Origin of the sequence: Streptomyces sp. NBC_00322, assembly GCF_036147535.1 — a bacterium.
In the GTDB taxonomy this organism is placed as follows: Bacteria; Actinomycetota; Actinomycetes; order Streptomycetales; family Streptomycetaceae; genus Streptomyces.
Genome location: NZ_CP108019.1, coordinates 2738576 through 2758089 on the forward strand (window position 1 = coordinate 2738576; position 19514 = coordinate 2758089).

The following is a 19514-nucleotide window of genomic DNA, read 5'->3' on the forward strand; positions in this document are numbered from 1 at the left end:
ATGCCCGCGAAACTCGACTACCGGTGGCACCTGCGCGAGCTCATGGCCACGCAGGGCATGTTCTCCACTACTGCCCTTCAGCCTCACCTCGCAGAACGCGGGGTCAACCTGTCCACAAGCCAGGTCTATCGGCTGGTCACCGAGAAGCCGGAGAGGCTGAGCCTGAAGGTCCTCATGGCCCTGCTCGACATCCTCGGCTGCACGATGGATGAGCTCATCGAGCCGGTCAGCGCGGCCGCACGGCCGCGCAAGGCGGCCGGCGCCGAGTCCGTCAGCGAAGCAGGGGTCGGCAGCTTCCGTCCGAAGCGGGCCCGGATCCGAGGGGCGGATTCCTGATGACTTCGCCCGCACCGTTGCCCTCCAGCCAGGAGGATGCGGACGCCATCGTGGTCATCGTCCGCGGAGTCGAGCCACGGTTACAGGAGTCGGTGATCCGCAATGCCCTGGCCACCTCCTGCGTCTCCCGGGCCAAACGCCGACGTCTCGCCCGCGCCCTCGAATCCGACCCCGGCCTACTGACCTGCGGCCGCGCTGAAGGGCCGGTCGCCGTCGACCAGCTGATCCATGCCCTGATCGCCGCAGGCGCCCGTCGGCTGGTTGCCCCGCAGTGCCCCATCTGCGGCAACCAGGAGGCCATGCTCACGGAGAGGCTGGACGGCAAGCGCATCTGCCAGACCTGCAAGACGTCCTTCCGGGCGAACACCCGGCCCTGTTCCAGCTGCGGCTCCGCCCTCAACGTCAACTGCCGGGACCGGCAGGGGCGGCCCGTCTGCCGCAGTTGCCGCCCCGGCGACGGAGAGGATCCCGTGGGCCGCCTGGTCGACCAGGTCCAACCGCTTGCCCCCGGCCTGACGGCCGAGCAACTCCAAACCGCGATCGGGGCCTCCAACAAGCAGTCCTATGCCCTGCTCAAGGTCTCCTGGGAGATCGAGGACCGGCCCGCCCTCCTCACCGGTGAAGGCGCCCATGGCACACCTCACCTGATGCGACTCCTCGTCGAGCTCCAGAAGATCGGCGCCAGCGGCATCGTGGTCCCTGACTGCCCATCGTGCTCCCACACGCGGCCGCTGCTGTTTCGTGCAAAGAACGGCATCCGGATCTGCCGCCGCTGCTACGACTCCGAACAACGGACCGAACCCTGCACCACCTGCGGAAAGACCCGGACCGTGGTCTCCCGCACGGAAGGCGGGGCTGCACGCTGCGGCTCCTGCACCGCCCGCGATCCAAAGAACTTCGAGGAGTGCGTCCGCTGCCACAACGTCCGAGCCGTCGGGCGACGAACTTCGGGCGGCACCCTCTGCAAGGCCTGCTACCGCCTCCCTGTCGATCTCTGTTCCCTCTGCGGTCGACGTCGCCCCTGCCTCGGAGCCAGCACGCCGACACCCCGCTGCGAAAGCTGCTACCAGCAAAAACATCAGTGCCACCACTGCGGGAAGACACACCGACCGCGGGCCCGCATCCCCGAGGGCTACCTCTGCCAGACCTGTTTCCGCAAGAGCCCTGTCGCCTTGCGCACCTGCTCGAACTGCGAGGAAGTCACGGTGCTTTGGCACCGCGGACTTTGCTCCCGTTGCGCCGTCCACCGCCGAGTTGAAGAACTCCTCCACGGCCCCGACGACACCATCCGCCCCGGACTTGAGACGGTCTTCGACACCCTGACCACCGTTGATGACCCGAAGGCCGTCTTGACCTGGCTGACGCCGAGGAGGAAGGCCACCGCGATCTTGGCTCAACTCGGAACCGACGGCTTCCCCGTCGAACACACAACGCTCGACCAGCACGGCAGGAGTCCGGCGGTGGACCACCTGCGGAACGTGCTGGTGATGGCCGGCGCCCTGCCTCGGCGGGATGAACAGATGACCGGTCTCACCCGGTCCCTCGAAGAGATCTGCAGCAGCGTCGAACATGCTGACGACCGCAAGTTGCTCCAGGCCTTCACCCAGTGGGATCAGCTCAGTCGGCTCCGGCACCGGCTTGCAGGTCAGATGGCCACTTACAACCAGGTCGACACCGTTCGGGTCCAGGTCAAGGAGGCCGCTCGGCTGATCACATGGCTCCGTGCGCTCGGCACGGACCTGAGCAACTGCACCCAGCACGAAATCGATCTGTGGCTTTCGGACGGCCGGTCTGTCCATGTTCACGCACGCGCCTTCGTGAAGTGGGCGGTCAAGCACCATCACGCCTCGGGCCTGGAGATCCCCCCGCCCGCACGCATGAACCCCACCCCGCCCCTGGACAACGAGAAGCGCATCGAGATCGCGAATAGGTTGATGGGCGACACCACCATCGCGCTCGATCTCCGCGTCGCAGGCTTGTTGATCGTGCTCTTCGCCCAGGCAGCCGCGAACATCGTCCAGATCCGCAGTCATCAAGTCATCCGCACAGACACCGGGGTCCATCTCGCCCTGGGCCGAGAGCCTGTCTGTCTTCCGGGAGAGCTGGGAATCCTCGTGGGACGACTCGCCGAGTCCCGCCGTCCCTCCGCCCACATTGGTCGCGGCAACCCGAGCCCCTGGCTCTTCCCCGGTCGCTTTCCCGCCCAGCACCGAAATTCCGCGTCTCTCCTCGACCGGCTCAAGGACCTGGGCATCTACGCGCGGCCGAACCAGCACTCAGCGATGCGCGAGCTCAGCTCAGACCTGCCAGAAGCAGTCATCAACCGGCTCCTCGGCATCAGCATCACGTCCGTGGACCGCTGGCGAGCCGGAGGGCAGTACGGCGCCTACGCGGCGAATGTCGCGCGCCGTTGATCGGACACCTCCCCGAACTACCGTTTACCCTCAAGACTGAAACCCTTCCACTGCACGGAAACACGACCTCACTCGCCAGTGGAAGCTAGATCAAATTACCTGCATACCTAGCATTCGCAGGCAGCTGTGATTTTCAGTTTTTGACCGGTTCGAAAGCGGTCCAAGTTCGTAGAGTCAAGAGTGAGTCCCCGCGTGAGGGGCACGCATCGGTCGCCCGATTGGGCAATCAAGAGGGGCAGGTCGCTCGGCTAAGCCACCTGCCCCAGTAATGGAGTCCCGCCTGTCAAGAGGGGTCCCCAATGTTCGAACGTATCACTGGGCGCAAGTGCCCGCATGGGTCATGTCACTGCCCGAGACCGGCCGAGCCGCATCGCAGCGGATGGCGTGTCTGGATTCGCGGTCATGCCCCCACCGGGGCGGCGATCTCGGCCATGGTCTACTACGGCATCAAGGTCGCTGCAGAGGTCCTTGAGCTGGTCTCCAGCGGCTTCGGAGCGATCACCTAGCTCCCACAGGAAGAGAGCTACGGCGGGCTACGGCCCGCCGTTTGCTTGGGCGAGATCGGCTGAAGATCTCCTGGCCCGGGAACACCAAGCGGCGCCATTGCGCAGGTTCTGATATCCGTCCCTACCAATACCGGCCGCCGCGACCTCCAGCGCCGTCCGTGCCGCGCGCTGCCCGGCGACATCGGCCAGGTCCGGCCCTTCGCCGGGCTCCCTCGCCAGCCCCGTGCCAACCCCCGTGCCCGGCACCATTAGCCCGGCCAGCATGGGATCCGGGCTGCCTTCCGGGACCGGTTCCTCCTCGGGCACCGGTTCATTGGTCAGTACGGCGATGAGCTGGCGCAGACTGCGGACGCCCAGCACCGAAACCCCCGGCACCAGCGAGGCTTCCCCCGCGGTCTGCTCCGGGACGACCACCTGCCGGTAGCCCGCCTCGGCAGCCGCGAGGACGGCCGGCAGCACTCCGCGTACCGGTCTCACCCTGCCGTCCAGGCCGAGTTCGCCGATCATGACCAGATCGGCGATGTCCTTGGCGTCGATGCGTTCCGCCGCACCGAGCACCGCGCAGGCCACCGCCAGATCGAATCCGCTGCCACCTTTGGGGACGGAAGCCGGGCTGAGCCCTACGGTCAGCTTCTTCTGCGGCCACTCCGCGCCGGAGTTCACCACCGCTGCCCTCACCCGGTCCCGGCTCTCCGACAGGCTCTTGTCGGGCAGCCCCACCAGCGTGAAGGCGGCCACGCCCGGCTCCAGGTCCGCCTGGACCTCGACCACCACGCCCTCGACGCCGACCAGCGCCACGGAACACGCACGTGCGAACCCCATCAGGCCACCCCCCGCGCGTGCTCGATGGTGGGCGCGCCGCGCCTGGGCAGCACCACACCCACCAGGTCGATGCGCACGCCACCGGGCGGCGGCCCCCCGGTGCGCTCCAGCCAGCACTCGGCGAGCCGTCTCAGCCGCTCCGCCTTCGTCGGCGTGACCGCCGCCATCGGATGCTCGAACGGGCCCGCCCTGCGGGTCTTGACCTCGCAGACGACCACCGTGTCGCCGTCCCGGGCCACGATGTCGATCTCACCGGCCCGCCCGCAGCGCCAGTTCCTCGCCAGAACCGTCATTCCGGCCTCGGCCAGCAGCCGCGCCGCCAGGTCCTCGCCGTACCGCCCCAGTGCCCCCGTCGCGTTCATATCGGCACCACCTCCGGCACCGACTGTGACGCGTCGGGCTTCCACTGGTGGATCTTGGTGGACAGCCCGTCGATTGTGGATAACTCAGTCACCCAGGAGTGCACTCACGTAGGAGTGGACTCACCGGGAGTTCAGCTGCTCGGCAGTTCCAGATCGCTCTTGTTGAGCTCTTCGATATTCACGTCCTTGAACGTGAGCACCCGCACCTGCTTGACGAACCTGGCCGGTCGGTACATGTCCCAGACCCACGCGTCCGCCATCGAGACTTCGAAGAAGACCTCGCCCTGTACCGAGTGCACCTGCATCTCGTAGTCATTGGTGAGGTAGAAGCGACGCTCGGTCTCGATCACATATTTGAACAGCCCGACGACGTCTCGGTACTCCCGGTAGAGCTTCAGCTCCATCTCGGTCTCGTACTTCTCGAGGTCCTCGGCGCTCATGGCATGTTCCCCTTCAGCCGTGCGTCCCCCTATTGTGCGCCAGCCCCACGGGCCCCTAGACGATTTCGGGGGCCAGGACAATCGGCGCACTCGGAGGACCCTCGTCGAGCAGCGTTCGCAGCAGCTCGGCGAGCCTGGTCGGGTACACCGTCTCACGGGCCGCCGACAGTTCGGCGGAGGTCCACCACCTCAGACCCCCGACACTGCGCCGCTCAAGCTCCGTCAGTCCGCCCGGGGCCGTCGCCGTCTGTGCCGTACGCGCCAGGAAGTACCACTCGTCCTGGTCCCAGCGGCGTCCGTCGAACGGAAATGAGCAGGTCCGCCGCCACAGCACCGGCCCCAGCTCGACCTCTGTGATCCCCGTCTCCTCGGCCAGCTCGCGCAGCGCGGCCTCCTCCCGGGTCTCCTCGCCCTCCAGACCGCCGCCCGGCGTGAACCACCAGCGGTCGGCCGGATCGTGCGGCTCGTACCCCTGCATCAGCAGAATGCGGTCATCGGGATCGAGCAGGACGACCCGGGCCACCTTCCGCAGCTCGCCGAGCGCCGGCTCCTCATCCGACACCGGCTCGCTGTGCGCCGGTTCCTCAGACACCGGCAGTCGCCTTCCTGCGCCCGGCGCCGCGATCGGCGCCGCGCCGCCTCCCCGACAGCCTGCGCGCGATGGGACCGTACAGACCCCCGGCCACGATCAGCGCGGCCCCGATCGCCACCGATCCGACCACCAGCTTCACCGGTCCCGGCCGGGACACCCCGCCCGGCAGCGCGGCGAAGCCCTCGGGCCGCTCCAGCAGGCCGCCGTCCAGGGGCCATGCCACGGCGTCCAACCGTGCCTCCACGGCCGAGCGCGGCACCGACCCCTGGCCAGGGTCCTGAAGGTGTACGCGGGAGTCCAGCGAGCCCATGCGCTCGTCTCCCAGCAGGAACAGCTGCCCCTTGGGCACGGTAGCCGTGAATTTGTTCGACGCGGGGCCCTTGGTGCGCAGATACGGTTCCTCGATGGCCTTGCCGTTGACGGTCAGCTTGCCGCCGTCGCCGCAGCAGGCGATCGTGTCGCCGCCCACGCCGACCACCCGCTTCACCATCGGCATGTCGCCCCACTGCTTGTCGCGGAAGACCACGATGTCCCCGCGCCGCACCTGGTCGCCGTCTATCCGCTCCGCAAGCACCCGGTCTCCGGCGTGCACGGTCGGCGTCATCGAATCGGTCGGCACGGTGTACGGCTGGTAGACCACGGCCCCCCAGATGAAGCCTCCGAGGAAGAGCACAGAGCCGACGGCCACGGCCAGGCCCGACAGTGCATTGCCGAGCCGGCCGCGGCCGTCGTCCGTACGTACTGTTCCGCTCATCCCAGCGCTCCCACTTCGGAGATTCGGTCCCCGGACATCGTGCCCCGGGGATCGGCGATCTGGGACGGCACCCTACCCGGCGGTACGCCCGGAGGGCAGCCTCCTCCGGCGCAGGAGCACGATCGGCAGGGCGCCGATCGTGCCGAGCGCCAGGGGCGCGGCCGAGGCGGCAGCCGCGGCAGCGGAGTTGATCCCCGGCTGGTCGAAGGTCTCGGGCACCGGCAGCGTCGCCCAGCGGTCCAGCGGCCAGGCCACCACCACGGCACGTCCCACGACCTTGTCGACCGGCACGAAGCCGCCGTTCACGTCTTCCATGTGGTAGCGGGAGTCACGGGAGTTCTGGCGGTTGTCGCCCATCACCCAGATCCGGTCCTTCGGCACCTTGAAGGGGCCGAAGGGCTGGTCGTCGCAGGCGGTGCTGCCCGGGAAGATGTACGGCTCGTCGAGCGCCTTGCCGTTGACCTTGACCGGGCCGCCCTTCTTGCACTCCACGGTGTCGCCGGCGACCGCGATCGTCCGCTTGATCAGGTCCTTCTCCTCGGACGACGGCATCAGGCCGATGAAGCTGAGGAAGTTCTGCACGGCGTTCGCCTTGGGGGTGGGCTCACCGTCCAGCCAGCCGCCCGGGTCGTGGAAGACAACGACCTCGCCGCGCTCCGGCTCCGAGCCGAACCACGGGGTGAGCTTGTCGACCAGCACCCGGTCGCCCCGCTGGAGGGTGTTCTGCATCGAGTCCGAGGGGATCGAGAACGCCTGTACCAGGAAGGTCTTGATGAGCAGGGCGAGAAGCAGCGCGATACCGATCAGGAGCGGCAGTTCCTTCCAGAAGGATCGCTGCTTCTTCTGTCCCGTACCACTGCCCTCGGAGGATCCGCCCTCAGCGTCCTGGACGCTCTCGTCTTCCACGCCGCCCGCCGTCCCCGGCGTACGCGCCGCCGATTCGTCCGTCACGGCTGCGGGTGACTCGGCGGGTTTCCCCGGCCTCTCCTCCGGCCCCTCGTGCCCGGATCGTGCGCCGACCGCCACGTCCCCCACATCCACTCCTCAGTCCGTGCGAACCGCCTGCCCCGGATCCGGAGCAGGCCCACTACTCCCATAACGAGCGGGAGTTCCGCAGGGCTCGGGAGCAGGACCATTCCGTTCAGATCCTGAGGTGACACCCTATTCGACGGGGCGAGTGCAGATGTCGACCCGGCACGCGCGTTCGGCACGGATGCGTACGTCTCGGGCTCCTCCAGCTTCCGCCAGTGCCCGAGCGGCCAGGCGATGACCACGGCACGTCCGACGACCTGGTCCTCCGAGACCGTGCCGCGGTCCTTCTCGTCGAGATGGAAGCGCGAGTCCGCCGAGTTGGCCCGGTGGTCGCCCATGACGAAGATCCGCCCGGCCGGCACCTTGACCTCGAACTTCAGTGTCGAGGGAACGTTTCCGGGGTTCAGGTACGGCTCGATGAGCGGTACGCCGTTGACGGTGACCCGCCCGTCCTTGTCGCAGCACTTGACGGTGTCCCCGCCGACCGCGACCACGCGCTTGATCAGATCCTGCTCGTCGTCCGAGGGCAACAGTCCGATGAAGGTCAGGCCCTGTTTGACCTGCTTGACGACGATCGGGTCGTCCTTCCTCGGCTTCTGCTCCTGCCGGAGCCAGCCACCCGGGTCCCTGAAGACGACGACGTCGCCGCGCTGGGGCTTCGAGCCGAACCAGGGGGTGAGCTTGTCCACGAGCACGCGGTCCTGGATCCGTATCGTCTGCTCCATCGAGCCCGACGGGATCACAAAGGCCTGCACCAGGAACGTCTTGAGAACCAGCGCGATCATCAGCGCCACGGTGATCAGGAGGGGTATCTCCTTCACGGCCGAACGGCGGCGCTTGCGCTTCACTTTCTGAGCGAGCCTGCGCCGTTCCGCACGGCCGGGCAGCGTCCGGGAACCGTTCGTCGGCCGGGTCCCGGTGGGCAGCCTGGTGTCGGCCCGGTGGCTCGCTCGACGCCCGCGGTTACCCATGGGCGCCGCCCGGCATTCGTTCCGCCTCCCCGACGCGCGCAAAGGCACCCGACGGCTCCAGCGAGGTCCAGCGGCCGACCGGCCAGCCGATCCAGTCCGCCCGTCCGATCACCTTGTCGACGGGCACCATGCCACCGCCCGGCTCCCCCAAATGGTCGCGGGAGTCGCGCGAATTGCTCCGGTGGTCCCCCATGACCCACAGAGTGCCCTGCGGGACGACGATGTCGAAGGGGAGCTCTGACGGGACGTCACCGGGGTACAGATACCCCTCGTCGACAGGTACGCCGTTCACCTCGAGTCTTCCCCCCTTGTCGCAACACACCACGCGGTCACCGCCCACACCGACCACGCGCTTCACGAAGTCGGTCTCGGCGGGCTCGGCCAGCCCCAGTGCCGCGAGCACGCCCCGCGTCGCCGCGCTGACCGGGTTCTCCTGCAGACCCTCCTGTACGAAGGATCCGGTGCCGTCGAAGACGACGACGTCCCCGCGCTCGGGCCCCGAACCGAAACGGTACGCCAGCTTGTTCACCAGAACCCGGTCCCCGACCTGAAGGGTGGGTTCCATCGAGCTGCTGGGGATCTGGAACGGCTGCACCACGAAATGACTGAACAGCAGCACAACGACGGTGCAGGCGAGGCCGAGCAGCCCGGCCCTGCGCCAGGACATCCCGGAGAGACGTTTACCCAGGTGCCCGGAGGAGCGCGATGAACGCACAGAGCGCGACCCCTCTCCCTCTTCCCCGGTGTCGGGGGCGGAAGAGCGGTCGCGCTCCGTGTGCTTCGCTTCGGTGTCCATCGGGGCCAGAGCCTATCCGGCCCCTATGTGAACCCGGCGTGAGTGTGAGCCGAAGCTCAGGCGCGAGAGGCGAGCCGGGGCTCAGTTGTCGCGCTTCTCCTTGATCTTGGCGGCCTTGCCGCGCAGGTCGCGGAGGTAGTACAGCTTCGCGCGACGGACGTCACCGCGGGTGACGAGCTCGATCTTCTCGAAGATCGGGCTGTGCACCGGGAAGGTGCGCTCGACGCCGACGGAGAAGGAGACCTTGCGGACCGTGAAGGTCTCGCTGACGCCCGAGCCCTGGCGGCGGATGACAACGCCCTTGAACTGCTGAATACGCGAGCGGTTGCCCTCGATGACGCGCACGTGGACGTTCACGGTGTCGCCGGGACGGAAGGCGGGGACGTCGCTGCGCAGCGAAGCCGCGTTGACGTTGTCGAGCAGGTGAGCCATGTTGGTCTGCTTCCTCGCCGATGCCACAGGTCATCAGCGGAACGATCGAGATGAGAATCAGGGTGCTGGCCACGTCGGGCGGGCGTCGTTCCCCCTGTGGCAGGGGCGCCGACCGGACGCACAGCAGCGGCCTATTCTTCCACGGCCTCGGGCCTGCGCCAAAATCGGCCGCCGGGCTCCGGCGCCCAGCCCAGGATGGACAGGATCTCGCGGTCCTTCTTGTCGAAGACGGAGGGATCGCAACGCTCAATCAGATCGGGCCTGTTGGCGGCCGTGCGCCGTAGCGCCTCGTCCCGCCGCCAGCGTGCGATCTTCCCGTGGTGCCCGCTGACCAGCACGTCCGGAATGGCGCGACCTCGCCACTCGGGCGGCTTGGTGTACACGGGGCCTTCGAGCAGATTGGCCATCGCGCCGGGTGCGAAGGAGTCGTCCCGGTGCGACTCGGCATTGCCCAGGACGCCCGGCAGCAGCCGGGCCACGGCCTCGGTGATCACCAGGACGGCAGCCTCGCCGCCGGCCAGGACGTAGTCCCCGATGGACACCTCGTAGACCGGTATCCGGGTCGCGTACTCGTCGATGACCCGGCGGTCGATGCCCTCGTAGCGGGCGGGGGTGAAGATCAGCCACGGCCGCTCGGAGAACTCGACGGCGAGTTCCTGGGTGAAGGGGCGGCCGCTGGGGGTGGGCACGACCATCACCGGGCCGTGCGCGCCCGCCTCGTAGCCGCTCGCGAGCGCGTCGTCGAGGGCGTCGCCCCAGGGCTCGGTCTTCATGACCATGCCGGGACCGCCACCGTACGGAGTGTCGTCGACGGTGTTGTGCCGGTCGTACGTCCACCGGCGCAGGTCGTGCACATGGACATCGAGCTGTCCACGCGCGCGTGCCTTGCCGACGAGCGAGACGTTCAGCGGTTCGAGGTACTCGGGGAAGATCGTGACGACGTCGAGCCGCATCAGTTCTCGTCCCTCGACGACGCGATCTCGGCCTCACTGTCGTCGATCAGCCCGGGCGGCGGTGTGATGACGGCCCGCTGCTTCTCCAGGTCGATCTCGCTCACAATGTCGCCGACGAAGGGGATCATCACCTCGCTGCCGTCCGGCCGCTCGACGATGAAAAGGTCCTGCGAGGGCAGATGGCTGATCTCGGTGATCCGGCCGATCTCGGTGCCGTCGGCGAGGACGACATCGAGGTCCATCAGCTGGTGGTCGTAGTACTCGTCCGGTTCCTCGGGCAGCTCTTGTGGGTCCACGTCCGCGATCAGCAGGGTGTTGCGCAGAGCCTCGGCCGCGTTTCGGTCCCGTACGCCCTCGAAGCGCAGCAGCAGCCTGCCGCTGTGCACCCGGCCGGTCTCGATCGTCAGCGGCCCCACCGAGGCCGGGTCGGTGGCCAGCACGGCGCCGGGGGCGAGCCGCAGTTCCGGCTCGTCCGTACGCACCTCGACGGTGACCTCGCCCTTGATGCCGTGGGCGCGGCCGATCCGCGCGACTACCAGCTGCACATGCTTCTCCTTCGATACGACTACGGGCCGGGGCGGGCTCGTAAGCCCTCCCCGGCCCGAGCCGGTGTTCAACAACGTGTCAGCGAACCTGGTCCACGTCGACGAGGTCGACGCGGATGCCACGGCCGCCGATGGCGCCCACGACGGTGCGCAGGGCGCGTGCGGTGCGGCCGTTGCGGCCGATCACCTTACCGAGGTCGTCGGGGTGGACCCGGACCTCGAGCACACGCCCGCGGCGCAGGTTGCGCGAGGCGACCTGCACGTCGTCCGGGTTGTCGACGATGCCCTTCACGAGGTGCTCGAGAGCCTCCTCGAGCATGCTCAGGCCTCGGTCGACTCAGCGGCGGACGCCGACGAGGCAGCCTCGGCCTCGTCCGCCTTCTTGTCGGCCTTCTTCGCCTTCGGGGTGATGGCCTCACCCTTCGGCTCGTCGCCCTCGAGGCCCTTGGTGAAGGCCTCGAACGCGGCGCGCTTGTCCTTCGGCTCCGCGACGAGCAGGGGCGCCGGGGCCGGCAGGCCCTTGTGCTTCTGCCAGTCACCGGTGAGCTTCAGGATGGCGAGGACCGGCTCGGTCGGCTGGGCGCCGACGGACAGCCAGTACTGCGCGCGCTCGGAGTCGACCTCGATGCGCGAGGGGTTCTGCACCGGGTGGTACAGGCCGATCTCCTCGATGGCCCGGCCGTCACGGCGGGTACGGGAGTCGGCAACGACGATGCGGTAGTGAGGCGAACGGATCTTGCCCAGACGCTTCAGCTTGATCTTGACTGCCACGGAAGTGGTGTCTCCTGGTCTTGACGTGGTTGGGCACAACGAGATGCCACGTGGGGTTGCGGTACTCGGGTGCCCGATGGACGCGTCAGCCGGAGGCGAGAGGGTTCCTGTGCGGCTGTCGAGTACAGCTAGCCATTGTGCCACACACCTGCGGCAGCCTCGCACCCGACCGGAGTCGCACCGCCCCCGTCGGGCGGCCCGACCCGGCGGGCGTGGCGGTCAGCTCGCCGCGGCGGCCACTTCCGGGATCCGGAAGGGCTTGCCGCAGCCGCCGCAGACAATGGGCGCCTGGGCGAGAACGGACGGAACGACCCGGACATTGCGCCCGCAGTCGCAGACCGCCTTCACGCGCACACCGCCGCCGGACGAGCCGTGCCGGGCGGCCGGCCCGCGGAAGGAGCGCTTGGTGTCGGAGGCCGTCGCGACCGTGTGCGCCTTGAGAGCGCGCTGAAGTCTCTCGATCGTGGGTCGGTACCGCCTCTTCGCCTCGGGATTGAGCATGACCAGAGAGAAGCCGCTGCTCGGATGCGGCTCGTCGACATGGTCCAGGCCCATCTCCTCGGCGATCGCCAGGAATCGGCGGTTGTGATAGCGGCCGGCGCGTGAGGTGTCGCGGACACCTCGGGCGGCGGCGATGCCATGGACTGCCTCATGGAGCAGTCGCTCGAAGGAGAGCTCGGCGCCACAGGCGGACGAGGACTCTCCGATCAGGGACTCTGGCGCGGCAAGATCCGGCAGCTCGGGGTGGTGCCGCTGAATATCGGCCCACGCCTGTGCCAGCTCTGCGGCGAGAACAGGTGGTGTCGTGCTCACGTCGTGATAACGAGCCGAAGCCCTTGCGGGTTCCATTCCGGGGCATCCCAAATATTTTGCACGTACCCGTCAGTTGCCGTTGATGCGTCCTGACGAGGGCGGGTGCGCTGATCTGCGGAGAAGCCTCGCAGCTCACAACAAGGTGGTACGTAGCGACGCGTACGCCCCAGCGCGTAGGCAAGCTCCGCGCGCCGGGGCGGCTACCCGCTTGCGGGTAGCTCAAGCCTCAGTAGGCGCGGGCCACGATCGCGACAGTACCGGGGGCGTCGTCGGCCTCCGGCACCGACCCGTCCTCGGCTACCAGACACCGTACCGACACCGCCTGTTCGGCGAGCCGGGCCTCGCCGTCCTGGCCCAGCGTCGACCACGCGATTCGCGCCCAGCCGCCCGCGACCGCGGCCTCGGCGGCCTCGTCGATCGTCCGCACCTCGGTCGTACGGGACTCACGGCGCTCCCGCGACTCCCGCAGCAACTGCGCCTGGTCCTCCTCCAGTACCGCGGGCAGCAGCTCGGCCAGGGCGTCGAGGCGCACCGGCTCCTTGCCTCCCGGGATACGGCGGGCCAGCATCGCGGTGCCCGCCTCCAGGTCCCGCGGTCCGATCTCGATCCGTACCGGCACGCCCTTGAGCTCCCAGTCGACCGCGCGGCGGCCGAAGGGGGTGTCGGTGCGGTCGTCGACCTGTACACGCAGGCCCGCGGCCTTGAGCCGGTCGCCGATCTCGCGGACCTTGGCGACCGCCTCGTCGCCCTTGATGGCCATGACGACGACCTGGACGGCGGCGAGTCGGGGCGGGACGCGCAGCCCGTTGTCGTCGCCGTGCGACATGATCAGGCCGCCGACCATCCGGGTGGAGCTGCCCCAGGAGGTCTGCCAGGCGAGCTCCTGCTTGCCGTCCTTCGACAGATACGTGGTGTTGAAGGCCTTGGAGAAGTTGGTGCCGAGCTCATGGCTCGTACCCATCTGCAGGGCCTTGCCGTCGCCCATCATGGCTTCGAGCGTGAGGGTGTTGATGGCGCCGGCGAAGCGCTCCCTGGGCGTCTTGCGGCCGAGCACCACGTCGATGCCGAGGACGTTGACCATGAAGTCCGCGTAGACCTCCTTGTGGATGTACGCGGCGTAATCGCGGGCGTCCTCGTAGGTGGCGTGGGCGGTGTGGCCCTCCTGCCAGAGGAATTCCGTCGTACGGAGGAAGACGCGCGGACGCATCTCCCAACGGACCACGTTGGCCCACTGGTTGATCAGGAGCGGCAGGTCGCGGTAGCTCTGGATCCACTTCGAGAAGTAGTCGTTGATGATCGTCTCGGAGGTGGGGCGTACGACGACGGGCTCCTCGAGCTCCTTGCCGCCCCCGTGGGTGACGACCGCGAGCTCTGGCGCGAAGCCCTCGACGTGCTCAGCTTCCCGAGTCAGGTAAGACTGTGGGATGAAGAGCGGGAAGTAGGCGTTCTGGGCGCCCGCGTCCTTGATGCGGGCGTCCATCTCCTGCTGCATCCGCTCCCACAGGCCGTATCCGTACGGTCGGATGACCATGGTGCCGCGCACCGGGCCGTTGTCCGCCAGCTCGGCCTTGTTGATCAGGTCCTGGTACCAGCGTGGGAAGTCTTCCGACTGGGGCGTGAGAACGGGTGCCTTTGCCATGGCGCGCATCGTACGGCGACACCGGTGCCGAACGTGAATCGGCCTGCGTCCTGGGGGCGCACGCCGGTGGCACGCAAGCATTGCCATTCAACCCCTGGACTTGCGGACGCATGCGGAGTTCTCTGGCATACGGGGGAGCGCAGGCGTACGCACACGGGGGGCTGTCCTTCAGGGCTCGGCTGACCTCTTGGCGGATTGGGGCGCTTTCTGATGACACCGACTCTCGTCCAGCACCGACCCCATGCGGCGTCCGCGGCTCCGTCCCCGGCGGAGGCGTGCGCGCGGGCCCGGGACTGGGCCGAGATCCAGGAACGGATGCTGGTGCCGCTCTACGAGGCGGTGTACGAGCGCCTGGAGGTCGGTCCGGGGACGCGGCTGCTCGGTCTCGGCTGCGGGTCCGGTCTGGCACTGCTGATCGCATCAGCGCGCGGTGCGAGCGTGACCGGCTGCGACACGGACCGCGAACGGCTGGCGCTGGCGCGGGAACGGATGGCTCCGGACCCGGGTGTGCGCCGTGATGTCGAACTCGTGGAAGGCGAAGCGGCGGCGGATCCGGCGCGGCCTGCGTACAACCTGATCACCGCGTTTCAGCCGATCGGCTGTATGGCGGGTGACTCTGAGGGTCTCGTTCCGGCGCTGACGGCGGCCGTGGAACTTGCCGAACGCGGCAGCGCGGTTGTCCTGAGCGGCTGGGGCCCGCCGGAGCGGTGCGCCACGTCGGGCGTCCTGCGGGTGGCGGGACGGCTGACGGACCCCCTGCGCACGGGCGGCTGGCGCACGGCCCGTCGGGACGACCTGGAGGACGTCGCGTCCCGGGCCGGCCTGAAGCCCGACGGCTCGGGGCGGGTGGCATGCCCCTTCGGCTACGCGGACATGGAGAGCGCGGTGCGGGGGCTGCTGTCGACGGGGCTTTACGGGGCGGCGGTTCGGGCGACGGATGTGTCGCAGGTGGAGAAGGAGATTACGGAGGCGCTGCATCCGCATCGGCGGCGGGACGGGACGGTGTGGATGCCGAATGTGTTCCGGTACCTGATTGCGCGGACGCGCTGACGGGGGTGGTGCGATTCGGGTGGCCGGGGTGGGGTGGGCCGCTGTGCGGGGCTTTCCCCTACCCGCCCCTTCCCACAACCGGGGCAGGCCCCGGACCCCACGGGGGCGGCAGCTTCGCGCCGCGGGGTGCGGGGCCCGTGCGCGACGCACGGTGCGGCCCCGGGCCCGACGCCCGGGCCAGGCCCCTGCTCCCCACGGAGCGGTTGCTTCGCACCGCTGGGCGCGCGCCGGTTCGCGCCGCTACGGCCGACCGTCGGGGGTAGGCCCGGAGCCCGGCGGGTGGCAGCGTCGCACCGCACTGTGCGGGCGCGTGCGTAGCGCAGCTTGCAGGCCGGTTCGCGCCAACACGGCCCACTACCCGGGCAGGCCCCCGGAATCCCACGGGCGGCAGCTTCGCCCGGCACTCTGCGGGCGGATGTGCGGTGCAGAGCCGACCATCGGGGGCTGGCCCCGGCCCCACGAGGGTGGCAGCTTCGCGGCGCAGGCGCCGCCCGGTGACACCCGTTCGCGGCTTGGGGCGGGGGCTCATTCGCAGGGCAGCACAGCGCGCGGCGCAGTTCGCGCCGCCACGGCCGATCGTCGGCCCGCCTACGCGTCCTTGGTGAGGCGTGCGATGCCCGCCGCGCGGTAGGCCGATTCCTCGTCGAGTGTCTCGTGGGTCAGGACCGCCTCGGCCAGGGCGTCCAGGCGGTCGCGGTTCTCACGGAGTTGGCGGCAGGCGCTCTCGTAGCACTCGTCGACGATGCGGCGCATCTCGTGATCCACCGCGTCCAGCGTCGCGGGCGCCGCCGTGAGGCCGTACGGCTGCTGGGCATCCCCGGGGATCGCGGTCAGCCTGCCGACGCGCTGGCTCATGCCCCAGCGGCCGACCATGCCCCGGGCCAGCTGGGTGACCTGTTCGAGGTCGCTTTCCGAGCCCGTCGTGATCACGTCGAAGACGACATGCTCGGCCGCCATGCCGCCCAGCGAGCCGACGATGCGGCCGCGCAGATACTCCTCCGTGTACGCGTACCTGTCGGCGTCCGGGGTGGAGATCGTCACGCCAAGCGCCTGGCCGCGCGGCACGATGGTCACCTTGCGGACCGGGTCGGCGCCCGGCTGGAGCATGCCGAGCAGGGCGTGGCCGCTCTCGTGGTAGGCGGTGCGACGGCGTTCCTCCTCCGGCATCACCAGTGCGCGTTCCGCGCCGAGCTGGACCTTCTCCAGTGCGGCGAAGAGGTCGGACTGGGTAATCGCGGGCTCCTGGCGCTTGACCGCGAGGAGCGCCGCCTCGTTGGCGAGGTTGGCGAGTTCCGCGCCCGTCATCCCCGGTGTCGCACCGGCGATCCGGCCCAGGTCGACGTCATCGGCGAGCGGGATCTCCCGCGTGTGGATCCCCAGGATCGCCTCCCGGCCGCCCCTGTCCGGCGGTGAGACCTGGACGACCCGGTCGAAGCGGCCTGGCCGGGTCAACGCGGGATCGAGCACGTCCGGCCGGTTGGTGGCGGCGATGACGACCACGCCCTCCGAGCCGGTGAAGCCGTCCATTTCGTTGAGGATCTGGTTGAGCGTCTGCTCGCGCTCGTCGTGACCGCCCAGGCCCGCCCCGCCGCCGCGCGTCCGCCCGATGGTGTCGATCTCGTCGATGAAGACGACGGAGGGAGCCGCCTTGCGGGCCTCGGCGAAGAATTCACGGACCCGGCTCGCGCCGACGCCGACGATCATCTCGATGAACTCCGACGCCGAGGCCGAGAAGAACGGCACGCCCGCCTCCCCCGCCACCGCCCGCGCGAGCAGCGTCTTCCCGGTCCCGGGCGGCCCCGCGAGCAGCACGCCGCCGGGCATCCTGGCGCCCATCTTCCGGTACGCCTGCGGGTTCTTGAGGAAGTCGACGACGTCGTTGAGCTCTGCCTCGACCTCGTCGATCCCGGCGATGTCCTCGAACGTGGTGCGTTTGCCCGGCTCGAGTTCGACCGGTCCGGCCGGCGGCTTGGGGGCGAGCACGCCGCCGCCCGGCGCGGCGCCCATGCGACGGGCGATGAACACCCACAGCAGTACGAGAAGCGCCATCGGTGCGAGGGAGATCAGCAGATTGGCCGGAATGCTGCGCTCCTGGACGACCGGCTCGGCCGTCACGGTGACCTGCCGCCTGCTCAGCTCGTCCCACAGCTTGTCGTCGGCGAAGGCCGGACGCTGGGTCTTGAACGCGGTGTAGTCGCCCTCGCCGTCGGGGGCCGGGGCCTTCTGCTTGAGCCGGCCCTGGATCGCGTCGCCCTCGGAGTGGATCTTCGAGACATTGCCGGCCGCGACCTGCTTGCTGAACTCCGTGTACGGGATGGTGGGCTCGCCGACGCCGTTGAAGAAGGACAGCAGAAGGTTGGCGATCAGATAGACGACGAGCGCGGCGAGGATCAGTCCGATCCAGCCGCCGGGCATCCTCTTCCTTGGCGGAGGCGGTGGGGGCGCGCCTTCCGAGCGCCACGGCTGGTCCGTCCGGTCGCGTGGGGGTACGGGGTTGGCCACGCCTGTTCTCCTCCGCCCTGCCTCGGCCCCTGTGCCCATGACCGCATGGATCCCTTGGCATCGCCAGCCGAAGACGTATCCGGGGGCACCTACCCGGGGCAGGACGGCAAAAGGGCCCGCGGCCGCTCCGGCCGCGGGCCCTTCAGAACTGCTGTCAGCCCATGAACTTCTTGAACTCGTCGGGCAGTTCGAAGTCCTTGCCCGGCTCACCCGCCGGCAGTCCGAACGCCCCGCCCTGCGCCGCCTGCTCGCGGCGCGCCGCTGCCGCCTGCTCCTCGGCCTTGCGCTTCATCGGGTTGCCGCTCTTGCGCTTGCCCTTGGCCTGCTTGATCTGCTTCTTCTGCCGGCCGGGGCCGCCGCCCATGCCCGGCATCCCTGGCATTCCCGGCATCCCGCCGCCCTGCGCCATCCTCGACATCATCTTGCGAGCCTCGAAGAACCGCTCCACCAGGCCCTTCACCGCGCTGACCTCGACACCCGAGCCCTTGGCGACACGGGCCCGGCGCGAGCCGTTGATGATCGTCGGGTCATGGCGCTCAGCCGGGGTCATCGACTTGATGATCGCGGCCATACGGTCCACGTCGCGCTCGTCGATGTTGTTGATCTGGTCCTTGATCTGCCCCATACCGGGCAGCATCCCGAGCAGCTTGGAGATGGAGCCCATCTTCCTGACCTGCTCCATCTGGGCCAGGAAGTCGTCGAGCGTGAAGTCCTTGCCCTTGCTGCTCGCCAGCTTGGAGGCCATCTTGGCGGCCTCTTCCTGGCTGAAGGTCTGCTCGGCCTTCTCGATCAGGCTGAGCATGTCGCCCATGCCGAGGATGCGGGACGCCATGCGGTCCGGGTGGAACGCGTCGAAGTCGTCCAGCTTCTCGCCGTTGGAGGCGAACATGATCTGGCGGCCGGTGACGTGCGCGATGGAGAGCGCCGCACCACCGCGGGCGTCGCCGTCGAGCTTGGAGAGCACCACGCCGTCGAAGCCGACGCCGTCACGGAAGGCCTCCGCGGTGTTGACCGCGTCCTGACCGATCATCGCGTCGACGACGAAGAGGACCTCGTCGGGGCTGACGGCGTCGCGGATGTCCGCGGCCTGCTGCATCAGCTCCTGGTCGATGCCGAGGCGGCCGGCGGTGTCGACGATGACGACGTCGTACTGCTTGGCCCGGGCGTGCTCGATGGAGTCCTTGGCGACCTTGACCGGGTCGCCGACTCCGTTGCCCGGCTCCGGCGCGTACACCGCGACGCCCGCGCGCTCGGCGACGACGGCGAGCTGGTTGACCGCGTTGGGGCGCTGCAGGTCACAGGCGACGAGCAGCGGCGCATGACCCTGGCCCTTGAGCCAGAGGCCCAGCTTTCCGGCGAGCGTGGTCTTACCGGCACCCTGGAGGCCCGCGAGCATGATCACGGTCGGCGGCTGCTTGGCGAAGCGCAGGCGGCGCGTCTCGCCACCGAGGATGCCGATGAGCTCCTCGTTGACGATCTTGATGACCTGCTGGGCCGGGTTCAGTGCCTGGGAGACCTCGGCGCCGGTCGCGCGTTCCTTGATCTGCTTGATGAAGGCGCGGACGACGGGCAGCGCCACGTCCGCCTCGAGCAGCGCGATACGGATCTCGCGCGCCGTGGCGTCGATGTCCGCCTCGGACAGGCGGCCCTTGCCCCGGAGGTTCTTGAATGTCGCGGCAAGGCGGTCGGAGAGGGTGTCGAACACGGTGGTCGCGGATCCTCAGATGTCGGGAGCGGGCGGACAGTGTCCCCCAGGGTATCCGGCCGCGCGAGGTGGGGTCTGC

At 69.1% G+C, this 19514-nt stretch carries 18 protein-coding genes and 2 pseudogenes; 3 read left to right on the top strand and 17 right to left on the bottom strand.

Annotated features, from left to right (window positions below; translation table 11 throughout):
• Together OG905_RS12225 and OG905_RS12230 are read left to right on the top strand one after the other, a co-directional pair.
• Entirely contained in the window at positions 1-336 is a 336-nt protein-coding gene (locus tag OG905_RS12225) for a helix-turn-helix domain-containing protein (RefSeq protein WP_328667757.1), read from the top strand.
• Positions 336-2750, top strand: a complete 2415-nt coding sequence (locus OG905_RS12230) for a hypothetical protein (protein ID WP_328667758.1) — start codon at positions 336-338, stop codon at positions 2748-2750. The genes OG905_RS12225 and OG905_RS12230 overlap by 1 nt, the downstream gene beginning before the upstream one ends.
• Positions 2751-3385: 635 nt before the next feature.
• Here OG905_RS12230 and OG905_RS12235 read toward each other — a convergent pair.
• The 15 genes and pseudogenes from OG905_RS12235 to proS all read right to left on the bottom strand — a co-directional run.
• A pseudogene (locus OG905_RS12235) lies at positions 3386-4078 on the bottom strand (magnesium chelatase domain-containing protein); the annotation flags it as partial.
• Positions 4078-4440, bottom strand: a complete 363-nt coding sequence (locus OG905_RS12240; RefSeq protein WP_328667759.1) for a YraN family protein — start codon at positions 4438-4440, stop codon at positions 4078-4080. The pseudogene OG905_RS12235 and the gene OG905_RS12240, both read right to left, overlap by 1 nt.
• A 131-nt stretch (positions 4441-4571) precedes the next feature.
• Positions 4572-4880, bottom strand: coding sequence for a DUF2469 domain-containing protein (locus OG905_RS12245; RefSeq protein WP_055510545.1), 309 nt, complete (start codon positions 4878-4880; stop codon positions 4572-4574).
• 55 nt (positions 4881-4935) lie between these two features.
• Positions 4936-5442, bottom strand: coding sequence for an NUDIX hydrolase (locus OG905_RS12250; RefSeq protein WP_328682190.1), 507 nt, complete (start codon positions 5440-5442; stop codon positions 4936-4938).
• A 22-nt stretch (positions 5443-5464) separates the two neighbouring features.
• On the bottom strand, positions 5465-6226 hold the full coding sequence (gene lepB, locus OG905_RS12255) for a signal peptidase I (RefSeq protein WP_328667760.1): 762 nt from the start codon (positions 6224-6226) through the stop codon (positions 5465-5467).
• 72 nt (positions 6227-6298) lie between these two features.
• Positions 6299-7252, bottom strand: a complete 954-nt coding sequence (lepB, locus tag OG905_RS12260; RefSeq protein ID WP_443044068.1) for a signal peptidase I — start codon at positions 7250-7252, stop codon at positions 6299-6301.
• Positions 7158-8229, bottom strand: a pseudogene (gene lepB / locus OG905_RS12265) (signal peptidase I); the annotation flags it as partial. The gene lepB (OG905_RS12260) and the pseudogene lepB (OG905_RS12265), both read right to left, overlap by 95 nt.
• Positions 8222-9025 carry a signal peptidase I gene (gene lepB, locus OG905_RS12270; protein WP_328667762.1) on the bottom strand — a complete coding sequence of 268 codons (804 nt, stop codon included), beginning with the start codon at positions 9023-9025 and terminating at the stop codon, positions 8222-8224. The gene lepB (OG905_RS12270) and the pseudogene lepB (OG905_RS12265), both read right to left, overlap by 8 nt.
• An 81-nt stretch (positions 9026-9106) precedes the next feature.
• Positions 9107-9457, bottom strand: coding sequence for a 50S ribosomal protein L19 (gene rplS, locus OG905_RS12275; RefSeq protein WP_266488825.1), 351 nt, complete (start codon positions 9455-9457; stop codon positions 9107-9109).
• Between the two features lie 131 nt (positions 9458-9588).
• Complete coding sequence (trmD, locus tag OG905_RS12280) at positions 9589-10410, bottom strand: tRNA (guanosine(37)-N1)-methyltransferase TrmD (protein WP_328667763.1); 822 nt, start codon at positions 10408-10410, stop codon at positions 9589-9591.
• A complete protein-coding gene (gene rimM / locus OG905_RS12285; protein WP_328667764.1) occupies positions 10410-10955 on the bottom strand; it encodes a ribosome maturation factor RimM in 546 nt (181 codons plus the stop codon). The genes trmD and rimM overlap by 1 nt, the downstream gene beginning before the upstream one ends.
• A 79-nt stretch (positions 10956-11034) precedes the next feature.
• Positions 11035-11274, bottom strand: coding sequence for an RNA-binding protein (locus OG905_RS12290; protein ID WP_005311361.1), 240 nt, complete (start codon positions 11272-11274; stop codon positions 11035-11037).
• Positions 11275-11276: 2 nt separating this feature from the next.
• A complete protein-coding gene (gene rpsP, locus OG905_RS12295; protein ID WP_266488820.1) occupies positions 11277-11726 on the bottom strand; it encodes a 30S ribosomal protein S16 in 450 nt (149 codons plus the stop codon).
• A 219-nt stretch (positions 11727-11945) separates the two neighbouring features.
• Positions 11946-12539 (bottom strand): hypothetical protein, encoded by a 594-nt coding sequence (locus OG905_RS12300; RefSeq protein ID WP_266488818.1) that lies wholly within the window; start codon positions 12537-12539, stop codon positions 11946-11948.
• A gap of 226 nt (positions 12540-12765) precedes the next feature.
• A complete protein-coding gene (gene proS / locus OG905_RS12305) occupies positions 12766-14178 on the bottom strand; it encodes a proline--tRNA ligase (protein WP_328667765.1) in 1413 nt (470 codons plus the stop codon).
• Between the two features lie 210 nt (positions 14179-14388).
• Here proS and OG905_RS12310 point away from each other — a divergent pair, with 210 nt between their 5' ends.
• Positions 14389-15228, top strand: a complete 840-nt coding sequence (locus tag OG905_RS12310; protein WP_328667766.1) for a methyltransferase domain-containing protein — start codon at positions 14389-14391, stop codon at positions 15226-15228.
• 588 nt (positions 15229-15816) lie between these two features.
• On the opposite strand, the gene ftsH is transcribed toward OG905_RS12310, so the two are convergent.
• Together ftsH and ffh are read right to left on the bottom strand one after the other, a co-directional pair.
• A complete protein-coding gene (gene ftsH / locus OG905_RS12315) occupies positions 15817-17730 on the bottom strand; it encodes an ATP-dependent zinc metalloprotease FtsH (RefSeq protein WP_328667768.1) in 1914 nt (637 codons plus the stop codon).
• Between the two features lie 154 nt (positions 17731-17884).
• Positions 17885-19435 (bottom strand): signal recognition particle protein, encoded by a 1551-nt coding sequence (gene ffh / locus OG905_RS12320; protein ID WP_328667769.1) that lies wholly within the window; start codon positions 19433-19435, stop codon positions 17885-17887.
• Between the last annotated feature and the right edge of the window lie 79 nt (positions 19436-19514).

What these genes read in the sequence shown, in the direction of transcription:
- OG905_RS12225 (WP_328667757.1), top strand. Translation starts at nt 1, where the DNA reads ATGCCCGCGAAACTCGACTACCGGTGGCACCTGCGCGAGCTCATGGCC.
- OG905_RS12230 (WP_328667758.1), top strand. Translation starts at nt 336, where the DNA reads ATGACTTCGCCCGCACCGTTGCCCTCCAGCCAGGAGGATGCGGACGCC.
- OG905_RS12240 (WP_328667759.1), bottom strand. Translation starts at nt 4,440, where the DNA reads ATGAACGCGACGGGGGCACTGGGGCGGTACGGCGAGGACCTGGCGGCG.
- OG905_RS12245 (WP_055510545.1), bottom strand. Translation starts at nt 4,880, where the DNA reads ATGAGCGCCGAGGACCTCGAGAAGTACGAGACCGAGATGGAGCTGAAG.
- lepB (WP_328667760.1), bottom strand. Translation starts at nt 6,226, where the DNA reads ATGAGCGGAACAGTACGTACGGACGACGGCCGCGGCCGGCTCGGCAAT.
- lepB (WP_328667762.1), bottom strand. Translation starts at nt 9,025, where the DNA reads ATGGACACCGAAGCGAAGCACACGGAGCGCGACCGCTCTTCCGCCCCC.
- rplS (WP_266488825.1), bottom strand. Translation starts at nt 9,457, where the DNA reads ATGGCTCACCTGCTCGACAACGTCAACGCGGCTTCGCTGCGCAGCGAC.
- trmD (WP_328667763.1), bottom strand. Translation starts at nt 10,410, where the DNA reads ATGCGGCTCGACGTCGTCACGATCTTCCCCGAGTACCTCGAACCGCTG.
- OG905_RS12290 (WP_005311361.1), bottom strand. Translation starts at nt 11,274, where the DNA reads ATGCTCGAGGAGGCTCTCGAGCACCTCGTGAAGGGCATCGTCGACAAC.
- proS (WP_328667765.1), bottom strand. Translation starts at nt 14,178, where the DNA reads ATGGCAAAGGCACCCGTTCTCACGCCCCAGTCGGAAGACTTCCCACGC.
- OG905_RS12310 (WP_328667766.1), top strand. Translation starts at nt 14,389, where the DNA reads ATGACACCGACTCTCGTCCAGCACCGACCCCATGCGGCGTCCGCGGCT.